Below are 20,897 nucleotides of genomic sequence, written 5' to 3' on the forward strand. Positions count from 1 at the left end.
GAGTGGTCGCCATGAATGGCGACCCTACGATGCATTATCACGATTTTGTAGGGTCGCCATTTATGGTGACCCGGCCGCAAAGTGCAGGAATTTTAGGCGAAAAAAAACCGGTGGATTTCGCCACCGGCCGAATCAAAAAAACGATTCAAAGGCACTGACAGGTTATCGCAGGCGCTCAGCGATGGGCTTCACAACGTTCTCCCCTTCGCGGCCATAAAATTGGAATAAGGTTTCAGCAGCGGCATCGGTTAACACCAGAATTTCGATGCGACGATTGCGCGCACTCATCGGATCGTCTCGATCGCGTGGCATACGTGATGCCATGGCATTAACCTGCAATACACGCGCACTCTCTAATCCGCCACGCTCCAGCGCACGGCGCGCCGCCAGCGCGCGATCGCCAGACAGGTTCCAGTTGTTGTAGGAGGCTTGGCCGCTATATTTCGCAGCATCGGTATGACCGCTGATCATGATTTTGTTGTCGATACGGTTAAACACCGGACCGAGTTCGGTCAGCAATTTCTGGAAGAACGGGGTTAACACCGCGCTCCCACGTGGGAACATCATGCGATCCTGATCGTCCTGAATCAGAATGCGCAGCCCCTGTGGCAAGGTTTCCAGCATCAGATAATTTTGCGCGTTATAGCTGTTGATCATCCGTTGCAGCTGGCTATGTAACAGCGCCAGTTCCGCATCCGAACGCGACAGCACACTGTCTAAATCTTCCTGCGGTTGGTTGCCCGCGTTCAGGCTGATGTCATCCTGAGATGAACTGACGGTCGCAGCTTGCGTCGGCGGAGAAACCGCCATGGTTTCGCCAATGATCGCCGATGAGCCCGCGCTCTCAACATCAAAGGGATTGAAGTTGGTCCCAGTAAAAACGGAAGTGCCGTTCAATTGCGCGACGATCTCTTTACGTTCCTCTTCGCTCACCGCGCCCATAATCCACAGCACCATAAACAACGCCATCATCGCCAACGTAAAGTCGGCAAACGCCACTTTCCACGCGCCGCCATGATGCGCATGGTGCGCCTTTTTGCCGCCGCGTTTGATGATCAACTTTGTGGTGGTCACCAAAGGTGCCGAGCGTATTTCCGAAGTCTCGGCACGTTTTACCCTCGATGCCTTGCCGGGCAAGCAGATGGCGATCGATGCCGATCTGAATGCCGGTTTAATCAATCAGGAACAGGCCGGTCTGCGCCGTAAAGACGTTGCCAACGAAGCCGACTTCTACGGCGCGATGGACGGAGCCTCTAAGTTCGTGCGCGGTGATGCTATCGCCGGGATCATGATCCTGATGATCAGCGTGATCGGCGGGATTTTGATCGGCGTGTTCAAGCACGGTTTACCGGCGGGACAAGCATTTGAACAGTATGTCCTGCTGACCATCGGTGATGGTTTGGTGGCGCAGATTCCATCACTGCTGCTTTCAACCGCCGCGGCCATCATCGTGACGCGCATCAGTGATGGCGCGGACATGGGCGATGACATCAAGACGCAGCTGCTGGCACGACCGGGTACGCTGTACACCGCTGCCGCCGTAATGTTTGTGCTGGCGATTGTGCCGGGCATGCCGCATCTGGTGTTCCTGATTTTTACCGCCATGCTGCTGTTTGCCGCCTGGCGTCAAAGCCGTGGCGTGAAAGCACCGACGCAAGATCACCACGATATGGCAGCGATCAATCAGGCGCTGATGCAGCCGGAAGAGCAGCCCGCCATCGGTTGGGACAATATCCCGATGGTTGAGCCCATCGGCCTGAATCTCGGCTACAAGCTGGTGACGCTGGTGGATAAAGGCAAAGGCGCGCCGCTGACGCTGCGTATGCGCGGCGTGCGCCAGGTGGTATCGGAAACCAGCGGCGTGCTGCTGCCGGAAATTGCGCTGCGCGAGGATTTCCACCTCAAACCGGCGCAGTATGCGATCAAGATCAACGGTGTGCGCACCGCCGTCGGCGAAGTGCATGCCGATCGTTTAATGGCGATCCCGACGCCGGAACAGTACGGTGAGATCGATGGCGTATTGGATACCGATCCCGCCTACGGCATGGCGGTGACGTGGATCCTGCCCGAGCAGAAAGCCAAAGCGCTGAACCTCGGTTATCAGGTGGTGGATTGCGCCAGCGTGGTCGCCACCCATGTGAATAAAGTGGTGCGTGAGAATCTGCCCGAGCTGTTTAACTATGATGACATTACCCAGCTGCATCAGCGTCTGGCGAACGTGGCACCTAAACTCTCTGAAGATGTGAATGCGGCGGTGAACTACAGCTTGCAGCTGAAAGTGTATCGTCTGCTGCTGAACGATCAGGTCTCGCTGAAGGACATCACCACCATCGCAACGACTTTGCTGGAGAGCGTGGCGATCACCAAAGATCCGATCCTGCTGACGTCCGATGTGCGCTATGCATTGCGCCGTGCGATGGTGGCAGCGATTGCGCCGGATAATAAACCGCTGTCGGCGTATACGCTGGAGAACAGTCTGGAGAACCTGCTGCTGGCGGCGCTAAATCAGGCGCAGCAAGCCGGTAAAGTGGCACTGGATAGCTTCCCGGTGGATCCGAATATCCTGACGCAGTTGCAAAGCACGCTGCCGGTGATGATGGAGCAGCTGAAAGCGCAGAACCTGACGCAGGTGCTGCTGGTCACGCCGCAGCTGCGTCCGCTGATTGCGCGCTACGCGCGTCTGTTTGCCAATGGGTTGAATGTGCTGTCGTATAACGAAGTGCCCGATGAGGCGAATTTGCAGATTGTGGGTCAGGTGAGTTAGAGCGTACTGGCTGTCTTGGAACGTGCTCGCTGGTCCCCCATCCCGGCCTTCCCCCGCTAGCGGGGGAAGGAGACGCTGCCACATGCAGCTTCAGAACTAACATATGGCAGCATCCTCCTCCCCCATTCATGGGGGAGGACCGAGGAGGGGGACACCGAGCACCGACCGAGGAGGGGGACAGCGAGCACCGACCCAATTCTAACAGCCAGCACTATCCCATCAACGCCGCCATAATCACTGCAAAAACCGTGTCCGGCTGCAGCATCACCTCATGATTCCAAAACCTCAGCACACGCCAGCCCTGTCTGTTTAACCGTTGCGTACGTTCATCGTCATATCTGACAGTTTCGCCATGGTGCGATCCATCGAGTTCAATCGCTAGCCGCTTCTCCAGGCAGGCAAAATCCAGGATATACGGGCCATAAGGATACTGGCGGCGAAATCGCAAGCCACCACATTGTCTGGCGCGCAGCAGAATCCAGAGCTTTCGCTCTGCTGGCGTCATGTTATTTCTCAGTTCCTTAGCGCGCAGCACATGATGTCGCATCAATATTCATCCTGAAAAAGCGCATCGTGTTCCCGCTGGTGCCCAATCACAACGCATGGAGTGCCATCTTGAGCAGTAGATTCCAACTGTTATAAAAAAACACACCGAATCTGTCTCTAATTCGCTTCACTGTTATGTGCTTTACTGGCAGGCAGTGATAATTAGAGGTGAACAATGGACGCGATCAAACAAATCCTGCTCGACGAAATCGCCACGCTGAACCGTGAAGGACAGCGTGATAATTTGCCGCGCTTTAGCTTTTCCTTCCTTAAAACCCATCCGGGACTCTGGGCCATCATGTACTTATGCTACGCGCTGTGTGTGGCGTTGATCTTCTCAACCGAGATGCTCGGCTGGCCCGCGTTCTGGTTTGCCACGGTGTTTGTGGTGGTGATGAGCGTGCTGATGCTGATGGATATCAACCCGAAATACCGCTTCGAAGATATCGATACGCTGGATCTGCGCGTGTGCTACAACGGCGAGTGGTATTACGTGCAGCCGGTTTCGCAGCAGGCGCTGGACAAAATTCTTGATAATCCGCATACGCCGGATCGCGTGCGCAGCGGCATTGATCGTCTGATGAAGCAGAAAGGGGAAGTGGATTTCTACGACGTCTACTATCTCACCTGGGGCCACCAGCAGGCAGCCCACGTTTAATGGTTTAATCCGGCAATCAGTTTTCCCAACATCTCCACCGCCGCTTCAGCGCGTGCATCCCACGGCCAGGCGGTGTTAAAGCGGAAGCAGTGGCTGAAACCTTCGCTACTGGAAAACAGCTGGCCGGGCGCGATGCTGATCCCCTGCTGCAAGGCCAGGTGGTAGAGCTCAGTGGTGTTGATCTGCGCTGGCAGCGTGATCCACAAAAAATAGCCGCCCGGCGTATCGCTGATGCTGGCATCCGCGGGCAATAGGCGGCGCAGCGCCTGTTGCGCCAGCTGTTTACGTTTTGCCAGCGTCTGACGCAGCTTCTTCAGATGCGTATCGTAGCTGCGCGTGCTGAGGAAATCGGCGAGCGCCAGCTGCATCGGCGCGCTGGTCGACAGCGTGCTCATCAGCTGAATGCGCTGCACGCGCTGCGCGTGACGTCCCGCCGCCACCCAACCGACGCGAAATCCCGCCACCAGATTCTTCGAAAAACTGCCGCAGTGCAGCACGTTGCCGTCACGATCAAAGGCTTTGGCCGGCAGCGGTTTGTCATGGCCTTCATACAGATCGCCGTACACGTCGTCTTCAATCATCGCCACATTGTAGCGCGCCAGCAGTGCCACCAGCTGCTGCTTACGCTCGGCGCTCAGGGTAAAGCCGAGCGGATTTTGTCGGTTGGTCATTAGCCAGCAGGCTTTCACCGGCCAACGCTGCAGCGCCTGCTCCAGCTCATCCAAATCCATGCCGTGTTCCACATCGCTGGCGATGGCAATCGCGTTCAGCTTAAGGCGTTCGATAGCCTGCAATGCGCCATAAAACGACGGATTTTCAAGGATCACCCAATCGCCGGGTTCGGTAACGGCTTGCAGGCTGAGATTGAGCGCTTCCATCGCGCCGTTAGTGATGACGATGTCATCCGGCGACAGCGTGATGCCCTGTTGCGCATAGCGCTGGGCGAGAATTTTACGCAGCGCTTCATTGCCTGGCGGCAGGTTGTTGAGCGCATCGGTGGGTTTCAGGTTGTGTGAGACTTTCACCAGCGAGCGCATTAGCTGGCGCTGCGGGAAGAGTTCGGGATCGGGAAACGCCGAACCAAACGGCATGATGGCGGGATTGCGCGTGGCTTGCAGCACATCAAACACGAAGCTGTTGGTATCGGCCTGGTCGGTTTTGGCGATCTCCTGGGTGGGCAAGCGCGGACGACTTTCGGCGGCGCGCGGCGCGACGTAATAGCCCGATTGCGGCTTTGAGACAATCCAGCCCTGGCTCTCCAGCACTTCATAGGCGTGCATCACCGTCATCAGGCTTAATCCGCTCTGTTCCGCCTGCTGCCGCAGAGAAGGCAATTTCTCACCCGGCGGCCAGATGCGCGCTTCCATTTGCGTGCGCAGCCTGTCTACCAACTGCTGATATTTCGCCACCCGAACTCCGATGTAGAGGATTTGGCGGCTATTTTAGCGCAAATCGCTGACGCCTGAACGCCTCTGGTTTGTCAGCGACCGTTTGTCCGCTCTAAGAGTTTTCCTACTTCGAGACATTTCTGCTAAGTCAACGTTAGCAACCTCACTAACATCACGGGTTTTCAGGCCTACCCAACATCAGATAGACAAGGATATTTATCATGCAAGAAACAGTGCAAAAATGGACCACGAATCCTAAACCCTCTCTCAGCACAACCATTCCTGAGGAGAAAGGCGGGATTATGGAAATCGTGCTGAATGGCACCATTTACAAGGCGGATATTGACAAGGTGACGGGCACATGGAGCTGGACACCGGATGCCGCACTCGCCGATGGGCCCTATAACATCACCTTCCGGGTGATTGACGACGCGGGCAATTATGGTGATCCCACGCAGTTAATTCTTCACGTTGATACCACGGCGCCTTCTAAACCTGAAATTCTGCGCGTATTGGATGATGAAGGTTCAGAGCAAAGCTGGCTGATGCCGGGTGCCAAAACCGATGATAAAACGCCGGTCCTGAGCGGCTACGCTGAACCCGGTTCGATTGTGCGCCTGTACGACGGCAGCAATGAAATTGGCAGCGCTAAGGCTGCTCAAAACGGCCGCTGGGAAATTACTCCAGCGACCGAACTGTCCGAGGGTACGCACAGTTTCACGGTAACCAGCACCGATCGTACGGGCCACACCAGCAAGGCGTCTGATGCCTTTAGCCTAATAATTGAGTCTCCGCCCGTTGTGGGCGACGCAACTATTACCTATGCCACTGATGATGTGGGTACCGTTACGGGCATGCTGGGTGATGGTGCCATCACGGATGACACCACCCCGACACTGAACGGCACGGCCAACGCAGGCAGCGATGTGCGCATACAATATCGCGCACAAAACGGCAGCTGGACTGAGGGCGGCCTGGCAACACTGAACGGCACTGACTGGACGTGGACACCCAACCCGGCGCTGACCGAAGGTAAATACGAATTCCGTGTCAATGACGGCAGCGGTTGGAGCGATGAGTTCAAACTGGAGATTGATCTGACGCCCGAAGATCGCTACGAGATTACGCACGCTTACGATGATTTCGGTTCTTATACCGGTGAACTCGGCAACGGCGCGATCACCGACGACCGCACACCAACGCTGCACGGTCGCGGCGAAGCGAACAGCGTGGTCTATATTCACTGTCTCAATCTGCAAGGCGCGTGGGTATTGCTGGAAAGCGTCACCGTCGGCGCGGATGGTCAGTGGCGCTATGATCCCGATTTGCTGGATGTGGGCAATTATCAATTCAGCGCAGAGAGCAGTGCCGTTCATGATGCTAACGCGAAAAGCTTTGGTCTGAAAATTGTGCCTGAAGGCAGCTTTGCCCCCACCATTGACGGCGCCATTGATAATGCAGGACCGATAGCGGGATTTATTAAAAATAATGCTTTAACAGATGATACCACCCCCACCTTGACAGGCACGGCTGAAGCGAACAGCCTGGTGGTGATTTCATACAAATCTGACACAAGTAGTGACGACCTTGTTTTCTCCGTTGTGGCTGACTTCCGTGGCAAGTGGACCTTTACACCCGACGAATTAACGCAGGGCTTATGGGAATTCAACGTTAAACGCCCGGAAGGTGACTTTTTATCAAATGCATTCAATTTATCTATTGTGCAGGATGACAGCGAGGCTTACTCATACGGTTTTGATGATAAAACAAAACGTGAAGATTTGATTACAGGCAAACTCTACTCCCTGACTCAGGACGTCTCTTTAAAAATAAATAGTGGAGATGGAACATTCATGGGAGGAGGTGCAGGTGATCACTATAATGTTGGTGAAGGGACATTACACGTAGGCAAAAATAGTTTGATTGAATTTCAATTATCTAATATTAGAGAGTTTTCTTTTTCTATCGCTGGTGCGCACGGCGGCACTGCTACTGTAATAGCGTACGATACATCTAACAAAATTCTATCAAGAACAACATACGTATTAAAAGACAACGCAGTAATGGGCCCTGAAAAACATGACCAATTCACATTTAATTTCAACAACCAATTACTTGGAAAAATAGAAATAACTCACACTGACCCTGGTTTTTTCATTGATCATTTGAAATGGTATCCCGCATTAAATCCTAATCAGATTTTAGATGTAAATAATAACGACCATTCTCTATTCATTATTGACGATGCTAACCCGTTATCACTGAACATTTCCGACGTTCTGACATCCGGCCAAAAAGATCTTTATATTGATGACGGTAAAACCCAGTTAATGGTCAACGGTAAAGCGGATGACATCCTGCAGCTGGACGATATTCTGCCAGCAGGCAATGAAACCAGCGGCTGGACGGCGCTGGCGGGCACCGTCACCATTGCGGGCTGCGAATATCAGGTTTACAGCAATGGCGATGCCGAATTACTGGTGCAGGAGGGTGTGAAAACCGAACTGGTGTAATTGCTGACATCACCACCCTGAAGGCCGGATTAACAACCGGCCTTTTTTTATAAACCGCACTGTCTTGCCCCTGCCGCAGCAACGGCCATTTCTCATCCTGCGTCCTCATTCGTGCTTCCTTTTGCCTGTGCAGCCTGGCCACCCACTGCTGATTTTTCAGCGGCCGCTTGTCCGCTCTAAGAGTTTTCCTACTTCAAGACATTTCTGCTAAGCCAACGTTAGCAACCTCACTAATATCACGGGTTTTCAGGCCTACCCAACATCAGATAGACAAGGATATTTATCATGCAAGAAACAGTGCAAAAATGGACCACGAATCCTAAACCCTCTCTCAGCACGACCATTCCTGAGGAGAAAGGCGGGATTATGGAAATCGTGCTGAATGGCACCATTTACAAGGCGGATATTGACAAGGTGACGGGCACATGGAGCTGGACACCGGATGCCGCACTCGCCGATGGGCCCTATAACATCACCTTCCGGGTGATTGACGACGCGGGCAATTATGGTGATCCCACGCAGTTAATTCTTCACGTTGATACCACGGCGCCTTCCAAACCTGAAATTCTGCGCGTTGTGGATGATGAAGGTTTACATCAAAGCTGGCTGATGCCGGGTGCCAAAACCGATGATAAAACACCGGTCCTGAGTGGCAGCGCTGAAGCCGGTTCGATTGTGCGCCTGTACGACGGCAGCGTTGAAATTGGCAGCGCCAAGGCCGATCAAAACGGCCGCTGGGAAATTACTCCAGCAACCGAACTGCCAGAGGGGACGCACAGTTTCACGGTAACCAGCACCGATCGTACGGGCCACACCAGCAAGGCGTCTGATGCATTTAGCCTAATGATTTATCCTGACAGCCCGCCACCGATTGCTGGCGAGGCAACCTTCACCTACGCCATGGATAATGCGGGTAGCATAACGGGCATGCTGCTTGATGGTGCCATCACCGATGACACCACTCCTACCCTGCACGGCACTGCCTTAGCTGGTAGCGCTGTACGCATACAATATCGTGCAGAAGACGGCAACTGGATTGATGGCGGCCTGGCAACATTAAACTGTACGGAGTGGACCTGGACACCAAGCCCAGCGCTGCCTGAAGGAAAATACATATTTCGCGCCAATAGCGGAAAAGGATGGAGTTGGGAGTTCAGACTGGACATTGATCTGACACCTGGCGATCGTTACGAGATTACGCACGCTTACGACAATTCCTACAGGTATCTTGGAGAACTCGGTGACGGCGCGATCACCGATGACCCCACGCCAACGTTGCACGGTCGTGGCGAAGCGAACACCATAGTTTATATTCACTGGCTTAATCTGCAGGGCGCATGGGTATTGCTGGAGAGCGTCACGGTTGGGGCGGATGGTAAGTGGCACTATGAACCTGAAATGCTGGAGATGGGAAATTATGAATTTAGCGCGGAGGGAAGTGCTATTCATGATGCCAATGCGAAAAGCTTTGGCTTGAAAATTGTGCCTTATACCAGCTTTAACCCAACCATTGAAGGATTCATTGATGATGCAGGGCAGATACAAGGATTTATAAAAAAGGATGGTGCAATAACGGATGATACGACACCCACGTTGACAGGCATAGCTGAAGCCAACAGCGAGGTCATTATCAGATACAAATCGGGCACTAGTAATTTTGAACAATACGTTGTTGCTGATTCCAGTGGTAGGTGGACCTTCACACCCGAAGATTTAACGCTTGGCATGTGGGAATTCAAAGTCAAACGCGTGTATGGTCACTCAGAAGAAATAATAAATTTATCTGTCGTGCAGGATGACAGTGAAGCTTACTATTATGGTTTTAATGGGAAAATAGCTGGTGAAAAATTAGTTACAGATACACCCTGTCATCTTACCGGGGACATTTCATTAACATTATTAGAGGGAAACGCAGAGTTTCATTTCCCCGTTCTTACTCCGATCCCTGATAAATCCATGCTATTATGGGCACAAAATAATAGTCAACTTGAGTTTAATTTAACCGATACCAGAACATTTTCCTTTGACGTCGGCCTTGGTAATGGTGGCAACCTTAATATATCGGTATTCGACACATCCAATAACCTTATATCAAGCGTAAGTCACCAATTAACTGATAACTATGCAACTGGATACCTTTTAGAAAATATTTCGCTTAATGTCGATAACCAACCAATTGGCAAGGTAGTTATAGATGTTGATGACCTGGGTGGAGTTTTCATCGATAACCTGACATGGTTACCGTTAATAAACCCCAATCAAATTTTAAAAGATAATACCAGTGACAGTGCATTATTCATTATTGACGACGCTAACCCGTTATCACTGAACATTTCCGACGTGCTGGCATCCGGCCAAAAAGATCTTTATATCGATGACGGTAAAACCCAGCTAATGGTCAACGGTAAAGCGGATGACATCCTGCAACTGGACGATATTCTGCCAGCAGGCAATGAAACCAGCGGCTGGACGGCGCTGGCGGGCACCGTCACCATCGCCGGCTGCGAATATCAGGTTTACAGCAATGGCGAAGCCGAATTGCTGGTACAGGAAGGTGTGAAAACCGAACTGGTGTAATTGCTGACATCACCACCTTGAAGGCCGGATTAACAACCGGCCTTTTTTTATTAACCGCACTGGTGCCGCAGAATTAAGGCATCTGCTCCACTTCCCGTTCGTCCTCTTCCACCGCCGCAAAAAAATTCGGCAGCTCCTCAATACGTTCCGGCGGCACCGGTTTTCCCAACAAGTAACCCTGCAACGTATCGCAACCTAAACCGGTAAGAAACGCCTGCTGATCCTGCGTTTCTACCCCTTCAGCCACCACTTTCAGGTGCAGCGACTGCGCCAGCGCAACAATCGCGGAAACGATGGTGGCATCTTCGGAGTGCGCCTGTAACTCGTTAACAAAGGCGCGATCGATTTTCAGCTCGCTGGCCGGTAAACGCTTGAGATATAACAAGCTGGAGTAGCCGGTGCCGAAATCGTCAATCGAGGCTTTTACGCCCATGTTGGTGAGTTCGGTGAGGATACGCACACTCTCTTCCGGATCGCGCATCGCCGTGGTTTCGGTGACTTCCAGTGTCAGCAGCTCAGCCGGAATTTGGTGCTGCGCCAGCGCCTCGGTAACGGTTTCCACCAGATTGCTTTGCTCAAACTGTACCGCCGACAAATTGACCGCCACCGACCAGTGCGGATGGCCCTGCAGATGCCAGGAACGCAGTTGGCGACAAGCTTCGTTAATCACCCAGTTGCCGATATTAATGATCATGCCGGTCTTTTCCGCCATCGGCAGGAAGGCGTCCGGCGCCAGTAAACCGCGTGAAGGATGCTGCCAGCGCAGCAGCGCTTCAAAGCCCAGAATCGGGCCGCTCGGCGCGCAGTATTTTGGCTGGTAGAACAGGCGTAACTCTTCGTTATCCAGCGCTTGCCACAGATCGTTATTCAGCTGCAATTGTGACTGCGCCAGCGTGTTCATCGACGGCTGAAAGAAGGTATAGCCGTTGCGACCGTTGTTTTTGGTGTGATACATGGCGGCATCGGCGTTGAACATCAGCTCGCGATCATCTTTGCCATCGCCAGGGTAGACCGCAATACCAATACTCAGCGACACCACCAGCTCATAGCGCGAGATATCGAACGGACGATCCACCGCTTTAACCAGCGTATCGGCGACCGCTGCGGCATCGTTGGGTTCATCGATTTCCAGCAGTAGTACAAATTCGTCGCCGCCCATGCGCGCCAGCGTATAGTGCCCTTTCATCTGTTCGGTCATGCGCTCGGTCACACCAATCAGCAAATTGTCGCCCACGTGATGACCAAAGGCATCGTTGACCGCTTTGAAGCCGTCAAGATCCATAAACATCAGCGCAAACTGCGACTTCTCGCGATTGGCTTTATTGAGGGCTTGTTCGAGGCGATCTTCCAGCAAAATACGGTTGGGTAAGCGCGTCAGGTTATCGTGCAGCGCCAGCTGCGCCAGTTCGCGGTTGGCCTCCGCCAGCGAATGCGCAAGGATCGAGGTGCGTGCCTGCAAACGCGCATCCAGCATCGAGACCAGCAAGGTAATGCCGAGGATCGCCAGCGTCACCACCGTCACCACAATCGCCAGCCAGTTGCTGTTAACGCCCATTTGCGTCGCGTGGCTGTGCATCGGGAAGTCGGCCGCCGCCATGCCGGTGTAGTGCATGCCCGCAATCGCGCAGCCCATCACCACTGAGGCACCCAAACGCAACACGGTGACGCGGCCGTGGCCTTCTCGCAGGTTAAACGCCAGCCACAGCGCGGCACCCGACGCCACCAACGCAATCGCCACCGATGCCGCCACCCAACCCCAATTCCACGTAATGCCAGGCGCAAACATCAGCGCCGCCATGCCGGTGTAGTGCATCGCCACCACGCCGGACCCCAGCACCAAGGCACCACCGCACAGTCGCGGCCACGGTAACGTCGGCGTTGAACACACCAGCCACAGCGCAAATACCGAGGCTAATACCGCCACCACCATGGAGGTGACGGTGAGCATGGGATCGTAGCTCATGACCATGTCGAGGCTCATCGACAGCATGCCGATAAAGTGCATCGCCCAAATGCCGACGCCCATAGCGAATCCACCGCCAAATAACCAAACCAGCGCCACCTTGCCAGTTGAGGAAGCCACGCGCCCTGCCATATCAAGTGCAGTAAACGAGGCCAGCATCGCCACCAGAATCGAGACGATGACGGTAAACGAGTCGTACGAAGTCACTAACATAGTGATTTACCAAGTAAAAGCCGGTTTGAGTCAGCTGTGGTGTTGTGATTAAAAGTGAGATCTATGGGTTTTATTGTAGGAATTATCGGCAGCATCACTGCCGATCTGAGTTTTTGAACGATGAAACCTTCCGATGGGGAAGAAACTAAAAATTGTTTATTGCGCGCCTGCCAGCGGCACCAGGTTATCGCTATACGCCAGCGGCACGTTAAGCGCAGCGGTAAATTCACCGATGCGGTCGGCGGGTGTGGGCTTGCCGAGCAGATAACCTTGCAGCGTGTCGAAGCCTAAACCGGTGAGCAAACGCTGCTGCTCCTCGGTTTCGACGCCTTCCGCCACCATGCGCAGGTTGAGCGTTTGCGCCAGCGTCAACATCGCGGTGACCACCGTGGCGTCTTCGCTACCGGCGCGCAAACTGTTGATAAAGGCGCGATCGATTTTTAGCTCGCTGGCTTCGAGGTGTTTCAAATGCAGCAAGTTGGCGTAGCCGATGCCGAAGTTATCGATCGCCACTTTTACGCCAAGACGATGCAGCTCGGCAATGCGCTGCTGGCTAAACTGCGGATCGCGCATCGCGATGTTCTCAGTAATTTCCAGCATCAACGCCCCTTCCGGGATCTGATGGTGCTGCAATGCCTGGCGCACGCTCTCAATCAAATCGCGCTGCTGGAACTGCAGAGCCGAGAGATTGACAGAGACGGTCCAGTCACCATTGCCTTCATCGTGCCACTGCTTAAGCTGGCGGCAGGCTTCATTGATCACCCAGTTACCCAGCGCGACAATTTGCCCGGTTTTCTCGGCGCGCGCCAGAAACATATCCGGCATCAGCAGTCCGCGACGCGGATGCTGCCAGCGCAACAGCGCCTCAAAACCGATTAATACCGTGCCGCCCGCGCGGAATTTTGGCTGGTAGAACAGGCGCATCTCCTGATATTCCAGCGCGTTCCACAAATCGTTGGCCAGCGCCAGCTGATGCTGCGCCACCGCGCTCATCGCCGGTTCAAACAGGCACCAGCCGTTACGGCCGCTGTGTTTGGTGTGATACATGGCGGAGTCGGCGTTAAACATCAGCTCCTGCTGGCTGCGGCCGTGCAGCGGGAAGATCACAATGCCAACGCTCAGGGAGACGCGCAGCGAATAGCGATCGAGATTGAAAGGCGCATCAATGACCTGCACCAGCCGCTGCGCCAGTTTGGTGGCCTGATGCAGATGGAATTGCGGACACAGCAGTACGAATTCATCGCCGCCCAGACGCGCCAGCAGAATCTCTTCAGCGAGTTCACTTCGTAAACGCTCAGCCACCGCAATCAGCAAGCGATCGCCGACGTGATGGCCCCATGTGTCATTAATGGCTTTGAAACCATCGAGATCCATGAACATCAGCGCAAAGTTCTCATCCTGCAGCGTCGCCTGTTTGATCTCCGTGGTGAGTTGCTGCTCCAGCATCACGCGATTTGGCAGCGCGGTGAGGTTGTCATGCATCGCCAGCTGGCGCAGCTCGCTGTTGGCGCGCTTGAGTTTAGCGGCGAGGCGCGCGGCACGGATCTGCGCATCCAGCATCGAGATCAGCAACATGAATCCCAGAATACTCAGCGTGATAATGGTGACCCACACCGCCAGTCCCTCTTCGCTGGCACCGTGATGTTGCATGCTTACCGGCATAACGAACTCTGCTGCCGCCATGCCGGTGTAATGCATGCCGGCAATCGCAATCCCCATCACTAACGCTGCGCAGGCGCGCAGTAATAACAGGCTTTCGCCCTGGCGCAGATGAAACGCCAGCCACAACGCCGCGCCTGATGCCGCATAGGCAATCAGCACCGAGAGCGCCACCAGCGGCAGATTCCAGTCAATTGGGCTTTCAATCATCAGCGCGTTCATGCCGAGGTAATGCATGACAATGATGCCGCTGCCCATGATCAGGGTGCCGCGAATTAAGCGTCGCCGGGTAAGATGGCTGCCCTGCACGCCCTGCGCAAAGGCAAAGATGGCGGTGACAATCGCCACCAGTAATGAGATGGCGGTGAGTTCGACGTCGTAGCGCATGGTCATTGGCATCATCATCGCCAGCATGCCAATAAAGTGCATCGCCCACACGCCGATGCCCATCGCGGTGCCTCCGCCGATTAACCACAGTTTTGCCAGACAGCCGCGTGAAACGGCTACGCGCCCGGCGGTATCTAAGGCGGTAAACGCGGCAATGAAGGCCACGATCAGTGAAACGGTAACCAGAACGCTATCCCAGGTAACCAGTAGCATGTGCGCTCCTAAATTCCACCCGCTACGGAGCAGGTGCGGTGTCGTCAAATTAGAACAAGGATGATAAAGCGCCGATCAAGGGCGATTCATGACCGCCTGCGGCGAAGTTCAACTTAGAACCGATCCAGACAAATCTTGAGTCATGGTGCGGATTTTTTTTATTTTCATCGTCAGTCGTTAAGCGAAAAATTAATAATATCTGATTAATGCACGAACATAACATTGAACCGTAGCGTGCGGTAGAGGGAGAAATCATCGGCTGTTTAGTTTTTCTAACCGCTCGCTACCCCTTGTGTTTACTGAGTTATCGGCGAAAAGTGTGAATTGATTAGGGAAAAATTGAACCCCTGGCGTACAAGTGCCGATTTGCTGATCTATAGTAAAGAAAACTGATATAAATCATTAATCCGTCATCTAGGAATTTTCTTAGATGGCAGGCGCTTACGCTGTCGAGTCCATTGCGGCTCTTGTTTGATTTCGGATGTATTTCCATAAATGTCTGACCAGGTGAAAAAGCACTGACCTTGGATAATCAGTAAGGAATGATTATGAAACTCAAGCTTTTTCTTATGGCTACTAGCCTAAGCGCCGCGCTAGCCCCTACTGCTGTTTTTGCCGCCACCACCACGGGAACCATCAATGCGACGTTGACGCTGACCACCGGTTGTTTGGTAAACGGCCAGTCTGCAACGACGGGGGTTAACTTCGGTACCCTGAACTTTGGTAGCAGTGCCGCCACCTTTGATACGCTCAACGCCACGCTGGTCGGTGCCTCGGGTAACGGCATCTTTGTCCGCTGCACCACCGGACAAACCTTCAACGTGCAGGTCACCAGCAGTAATGCCGCTCCGGCGACCATTTACGGCACGGTGAGTGGGCAGCCACGCTATCTGATCCTCGGCTCCAACAATACGCAGGGTATTGCCTATACGTTGTATAGCGATGCCGCCTTTACCACTGCTATCGCCAACAACACCAATATCGCCGCCAGTGGCACCACGGATCCAACGTTGGGTACCAACTACGCCATTTATGGTCGCGTGGTCGGCGGCGGCTTTAACCCGTTGATTCCCGCAGGGACTTACACCGACACCATTAACGTGGCGGTGAATTACTGAGGGAAAGGATAATCAGGGTGGCCGTGGTGCAGCGGTTGATGCACAGTGCAGGCGGCCTTGCCCTGCTGATAGGGAGCGTCTCCGCCTGGGGGTTGCCCACAGCAACGTTTCAGGTTTCAGCATCAGTAGTGGCAGGCTGTGTTGTTTCCGGTACCAATACCGGGGTCTTTGGCACGCTTAACTTTGGTACCCAATCTGGCGTGGCTGCAAGCAGCGTCAGCGCCAGCTATGTGCAAAGCACCACTATCACTCTCGCCTGCACGCCAGGCACCGCCGTCAGCATGAGCATTAACGGTGGCAGCAATTACACCTCCACGCGCAACCTCAAGCATACCAGCAACACCGATACCGTGGCCTACAGCCTGTATACCAATGCGGCACACACCACGGCGATTCCAGTGAACAGCCCGATGGCGTTGAGTTACAGCAATGCCAATAACATCACGTTGCCGATTTACGGCTTATTAACGCTGCTCGGCCCCACGCGCGCCGGGACGTATACCGACACCTTAACCGTCACGCTGAGTTGGTGACGGCGCCAATAAGAAGGATGAATGATGATGAACCTGCGCGCCCTGATTCTGTTGTTATGTGTGGCACTAACACCTGCGGTGCATGCCGCCAATTCACTGATGGTGTGGCCAATCGATCCGGCAATCGATCCACAAGATAAAGCCAGCGAGCTGTGGCTGGAGAATCGCGGCAATGCCACCACCATGATGCAGGTGCGCATCTTCAGCTGGCAGCAGGTCAACGGTCAGGAGCAGTATCAAACCCAGCAGCAAGTGGTAGCGAGCCCGCCGATGGTACGCCTTGAGCCAGGGCAAAAGCAGCTGGTGCGTTTAATCAAGCAAACGCCGCCTGAAGCCGGACGTGAGATGTCCTATCGCGTGGTGCTGGATGAGATCCCCACGCCGCGCACGCCGGGCGAGAATCAGGCCGGGCTGACGTTCCAGATGCGCTATTCGGTGCCGCTGTTTGTTTACGGCAACGGCGTAACACGCGACACGGCGAAACCGCAGCTGAGCTGGCAGGAAGTGAACAGCGGCGGCAAGCGCTGGCTGGAGCTGACCAATCACGGTAACGGCCACGCGCGTTTAAGTAACGTGACCATTGGCGGGCACAAAATGGGCAACGGCTTGTTTGGCTACGTGCTGGCCAACAGCAGCCATCGCTGGCCGTTAACCCGCAGCGTAAGCGGTGAACTGTCGGCCGAAATGAACAAAGGCCACTGGAGCAGCGCTGCCGCGCGTTGATGAAGTTAACGCCGCATCCCTGCGCGCTGGCCGTTGCCAGCGTGCTCTGTATTTGCCCGATGAGTAGCAGTGCGGAGACCTTCTCCGAACTGCCACCGCCGCCTGCGCTAGAGAATAACGCCAGCGGTCAGCAATACATGCTGGAACTGGTGGTGAATCAGGGCGAACGTGGCGACATCGTGCCGGTTGAACGCAAAAACGGTGATTTCTGGCTGCGACGCGGCGATCTGCAACGCGCCGGTATTCCGGCCGAGAAGTTGCAAGGGCAGCAGATCGATGTCAATCAACTGAGCGGAGCGAAAGTGGAGTATGACGAACGACGCCAGCGCCTGTTACTGACGGTGCCGCCCGCCTGGCTGCCGGGCCAAACCATTGGCCAGCTGCAGAATGCGCCGCGCTTTCCCGGCCGCGCCAGCAATGGCGCCCTGCTCAACTATGACTTCTACGCCACGCGCACCGATAACGCCGGTTCGCGCCTCTCCAGCTGGAATGAATTGCGCTTCTTTGGCCCGGTTGGGCAGTTTTCGACCAACGGTGTTTATGTGCAGCAACTGGAAGGTGGCGTTGCCGGTCAGCAGGAAGGCTATATCCGCTACGATACCTGGTTCAGTAATGAAAACGAGAACGCAGCAATTAGCTGGCGCGCCGGGGATTTGGTTACTGATGCGTTGAGCTGGAGCAACAGCGTGCGGCTGGGTGGCGTGCAGATTGGCCGCGACTTCAGCGTGCGTCCGGATCTGGTGACCTATCCGCTGCCGGCGTTTTCCGGTCAGGCGGCGGTGCCCTCGTCGGTCGATCTGTTTATTAATGGTTATCGCAGCACCCAGGCCGATGTGCAGCCGGGTCCGTGGTCGCTCACTAACGTACCTTTCGTTAACGGCGCAGGCGATGCGGTGATCACCACCACCGATGCAGTGGGCAGACAAGTCACCACCACGCTGCCGTTTTACGTCTCCAGCAGTTTGCTGAAAACCGGGCTATCCGATTACTCCTTTTCCGCTGGTGCCATTCGCGAAAACTACGGCATCAACAATTTTGATTATGGCGCGGCGGCGGCCAGCGGTTCGTATCGCTACGGTATCAACGATTGGCTAACGCTGGAGAGTCACGCAGAAGGCAGCGACAGCGTGGCGATGGGCGGCGCAGGTGGCCTGGTGAAGCTCGGCAGTTTTGGCGTGGTGAATGGTGCGCTGGCACAAAGCCAGATGGACGGCAATCCGGGTACGCAATACAGCTGGGGCTATCAGTACAACAACAGCTGGTTCAGCCTCGGAACTCAGCACATAATTCGCAGCGCCGATTTCGGCAACCTCGCGCTGGTTGGCAGTCGCGGCGACAGCGCGAACACCAGCTATTCACTGGCTCGGCGCAGCGCGCAGTACACCGCCAGCGTATCGCTGAATGATTACGGCAGCCTGGGATTGGCCTATTTTGATATCTCCGGCGGCAACGGTGACCGTACACGGTTACTCAATCTGTCGTGGAGTAAAAATCTGTGGGGTAACAGCAGTTTGTACATCTCCGCTAGCCGCGATCAGGAACAGGGAAACTGGAGCGGCGCGATTTCGCTGGTCATCCCGTTTGGCGAGCAGAGCAGCGCCTCGGTCAGCACCGAACGCGATCAGCAAGGCAATAACAGCCAGCGACTATATGTGTCGCGCGCAATGCCAACTGACGGTGGCTTCTCATACGATGCCGCGTGGGCCAATCAGGCCAGCGACAGCGGCGATTATCGCCAGGCCAGCCTGCGTTATCGCAACAATAAAATCGATACCTCAGCCGGTTTCTACGGCGATAACGACAACACCACGCAATGGGCTGATTTCACCGGTTCGGTGGTGTTGATGGATAACCGCGTGTTCGCTGCCAACGATATCAACGATGCCTTTGTGGTGGTGAAAACCGATTATCCCGACGTGACGGTGCGTTATGAGAACCAAACCATGGGCCGCACCGATAAACAAGGTTATCTGCTGGTGCCATCGATCAGCAGCTATTACGGCGCGAAGTACGATATCGATACGCTGGATCTGCCTGCCGATCGCACCGCGCCGAAGGTCGAACAGCGCTTTGCGGTGAAGCGTAAGAGCGGCTATCTGCTCAACTTCCCGGTCGAGCGCCTGCGCGCCGCCAGCGTTGTACTGCACGACAGCAATCATCAGCCGCTGCCGATTTCCAGCCAGGTGTTACGTCCGAATCAGGCCACCGAATATGTCGGCTGGGACGGCATTGTATGGATGGAAGATCTGGCTGCCAGCAACCCGATTCACGTGGTGACGCCAGATGGACGCAGTTGCGATACGCAACTGGAGATCGCCGACGGCCAGCCAAAAGCGCTGGAAACCTACGGACCGCTTACTTGCCCGCTGCCACCGCCGCCGCAAGGTTCTGCGGTGAGCAGCGCGGATAATTCACAGTCAGGGATTTCACCATGAGAAAGCTTCTGCTCCTGCTGGCGCTGTTTTTACTGCCGGGCACCAGCTATGCGCTTTGTAGCTTATCGGCGCCGACTGCGACCTTTGGCTCGGTCACCACATTTTCGGTGGCTTCAACGGTGAATAACACCTCCAGTACCACCAATGTTAACTGTGGCTCAGGTACGCTTTCGCTGCTGGGCTCCGATAACATCACCTATGCCTTTACCACCGCCTCTAACCTCAGCGGCACGCGCGCCGTGTTGAAAACCGCCAGCGGCGGCACCGATAACATTCCGATCCAGCTGTGTATCGATAGCGCCTGCGCCACTGAATTACAGCAGGGCGGCAGCTATCGCTGGAGTTCCGCCTCGCTGCTGGCGCTGGGTAACACCCTCAACTTCAACATTCCGCTCTACTTCCGCACCCTTACCGGGCAGGTGATTGCCGCTGGCACCTATACCACCACCATCACGCTGACCGTGAGTTATACGGTGTGCGCCGGGTTGAACGTGGCAGGATTGTGCGTGGGAACGGTGCAGAGCAGCACCGGTACGGCGATGCCGATTACCGTGAATCTGGTGGTTACCAACGATTGCACCACCATCACTGCGCCGAATGTTAGTTTCGGCAGTGCACCTTTGGTGGGCAGTTTCTCAACGGTGCAGCAGACGATTAACGTGGTGTGTTCAAAAGGCAGTACTTACACCGTGGGTTTGAGCAACGGCAGTTACTACAGCGGCACCACGCGGCAGATGGCGAGCGGGGCGAATCGGTTGGCGTATGACATCTACAAAGGCACCACCACCACCTCGCGCTGGGGACCGACTGGCACCGATCGCTGGAGCAGCACCACCTCGACCTCGTTGAATGCGGATACCGTGACGCGCAACTTTACTTATACGGCGCAGATTTTGACGACGCAGAATACGCCCGCGGCGGGGAATTATACTGATAGCGTGGTGGTGGATGTGTCGTTTTAGGTGGGTGCGCGCTGTCCCTCATCCCAGCCTTCTCCCGCAAGCGGGAGAAGGAGCCGATCGAGCGGTTACCTAAACATTCCCTCTCCCGCAAGCGGGAGAAGGAGCCGATCGAGCGGTTACCTAAACATTCCCTCTCCCGCAAGCGGGAGAAGGAGCCGATCGAGCGGTTACCTAAACATTCCCTCTCCCGCAAGCGGGAGAAGGAGCCGATCGAGCGGTTACCTAAACATTCCCTCTCCCGCAAG

14 protein-coding genes are annotated in these 20,897 nt (G+C 54.8%); 9 read left to right on the forward strand and 5 right to left on the reverse strand.

Features of this window, described 5'->3' with window-relative positions; all coding sequences use genetic code 11:
- Positions 1-162: 162 nt before the first annotated feature.
- Positions 163-1,077 (reverse strand): flagellar motor protein MotB, encoded by a 915-nt coding sequence (locus NQH49_RS16265; RefSeq protein ID WP_372340028.1) that lies wholly within the window; start codon positions 1,075-1,077, stop codon positions 163-165.
- Here NQH49_RS16265 and NQH49_RS16270 point away from each other — a divergent pair.
- Entirely contained in the window at positions 1,052-2,764 is a 1,713-nt protein-coding gene (locus NQH49_RS16270; RefSeq protein ID WP_256698448.1) for a flagellar biosynthesis protein FlhA, read from the forward strand. The genes NQH49_RS16265 and NQH49_RS16270 overlap by 26 nt on opposite strands.
- Before the next feature lie 211 nt (positions 2,765-2,975).
- Here the strand turns inward: NQH49_RS16270 and NQH49_RS16275 are convergent, their stop codons facing one another.
- A complete protein-coding gene (locus NQH49_RS16275) occupies positions 2,976-3,311 on the reverse strand; it encodes an endonuclease domain-containing protein (RefSeq protein WP_256697431.1) in 336 nt (111 codons plus the stop codon).
- A gap of 174 nt (positions 3,312-3,485) precedes the next feature.
- On the opposite strand from NQH49_RS16275, the gene NQH49_RS16280 reads away from it, so the two are divergent.
- Positions 3,486-3,968 (forward strand): YlaC family protein, encoded by a 483-nt coding sequence (locus NQH49_RS16280; RefSeq protein ID WP_256697432.1) that lies wholly within the window; start codon positions 3,486-3,488, stop codon positions 3,966-3,968.
- On the opposite strand, the gene NQH49_RS16285 is transcribed toward NQH49_RS16280, so the two are convergent.
- Positions 3,965-5,377, reverse strand: coding sequence for an aminotransferase-like domain-containing protein (locus tag NQH49_RS16285; protein WP_256697433.1), 1,413 nt, complete (start codon positions 5,375-5,377; stop codon positions 3,965-3,967). The two genes, NQH49_RS16280 and NQH49_RS16285, sit on opposite strands and share 4 nt — an antisense overlap.
- A gap of 200 nt (positions 5,378-5,577) precedes the next feature.
- Here NQH49_RS16285 and NQH49_RS16290 point away from each other — a divergent pair, with 200 nt between their 5' ends.
- Both NQH49_RS16290 and NQH49_RS16295 read left to right on the forward strand, forming a co-directional pair.
- The gene (locus NQH49_RS16290) at positions 5,578-7,869 is read left to right on the forward strand and encodes an Ig-like domain-containing protein (protein ID WP_256697434.1); all 2,292 of its coding nucleotides are present in this window, start codon (positions 5,578-5,580) and stop codon (positions 7,867-7,869) included.
- Between the two features lie 285 nt (positions 7,870-8,154).
- Positions 8,155-10,446: an Ig-like domain-containing protein gene (locus tag NQH49_RS16295; protein WP_256697435.1), complete on the forward strand. Its 2,292-nt coding sequence runs from the start codon at positions 8,155-8,157 to the stop codon at positions 10,444-10,446.
- Between the two features lie 73 nt (positions 10,447-10,519).
- Here the strand turns inward: NQH49_RS16295 and NQH49_RS16300 are convergent, their stop codons facing one another.
- Positions 10,520-12,622, reverse strand: a complete 2,103-nt coding sequence (locus tag NQH49_RS16300) for a putative bifunctional diguanylate cyclase/phosphodiesterase (protein ID WP_256697436.1) — start codon at positions 12,620-12,622, stop codon at positions 10,520-10,522.
- A 156-nt stretch (positions 12,623-12,778) separates the two neighbouring features.
- Entirely contained in the window at positions 12,779-14,881 is a 2,103-nt protein-coding gene (locus NQH49_RS16305) for a putative bifunctional diguanylate cyclase/phosphodiesterase (RefSeq protein WP_256697437.1), read from the reverse strand.
- Positions 14,882-15,429: 548 nt separating this feature from the next.
- Here NQH49_RS16305 and NQH49_RS16310 point away from each other — a divergent pair.
- Genes NQH49_RS16310 through NQH49_RS16330 form a run of 5 tightly spaced genes read left to right on the forward strand, consistent with a single transcriptional unit; the run spans position 15,430 to position 20,652 of the window.
- Positions 15,430-15,999: a spore coat protein U domain-containing protein gene (locus NQH49_RS16310; RefSeq protein ID WP_256697438.1), complete on the forward strand. Its 570-nt coding sequence runs from the start codon at positions 15,430-15,432 to the stop codon at positions 15,997-15,999.
- Between the two features lie 38 nt (positions 16,000-16,037).
- Positions 16,038-16,532: a Csu type fimbrial protein gene (locus NQH49_RS16315; protein WP_256698449.1), complete on the forward strand. Its 495-nt coding sequence runs from the start codon at positions 16,038-16,040 to the stop codon at positions 16,530-16,532.
- A gap of 24 nt (positions 16,533-16,556) precedes the next feature.
- The gene (locus tag NQH49_RS16320; protein ID WP_372340039.1) at positions 16,557-17,255 is read left to right on the forward strand and encodes a fimbrial biogenesis chaperone; all 699 of its coding nucleotides are present in this window, start codon (positions 16,557-16,559) and stop codon (positions 17,253-17,255) included.
- A complete protein-coding gene (locus tag NQH49_RS16325; RefSeq protein ID WP_256697439.1) occupies positions 17,255-19,690 on the forward strand; it encodes a fimbria/pilus outer membrane usher protein in 2,436 nt (811 codons plus the stop codon). The genes NQH49_RS16320 and NQH49_RS16325 overlap by 1 nt, the downstream gene beginning before the upstream one ends.
- On the forward strand, positions 19,687-20,652 hold the full coding sequence (locus tag NQH49_RS16330; RefSeq protein WP_256697440.1) for a Csu type fimbrial protein: 966 nt from the start codon (positions 19,687-19,689) through the stop codon (positions 20,650-20,652). The genes NQH49_RS16325 and NQH49_RS16330 overlap by 4 nt, the downstream gene beginning before the upstream one ends.
- The last annotated feature ends 245 nt before the right edge of the window (positions 20,653-20,897 follow it).

This window comes from Pantoea trifolii (genome assembly GCF_024506435.1).
GTDB lineage: Bacteria > Pseudomonadota > Gammaproteobacteria > Enterobacterales > Enterobacteriaceae > Pantoea > Pantoea trifolii.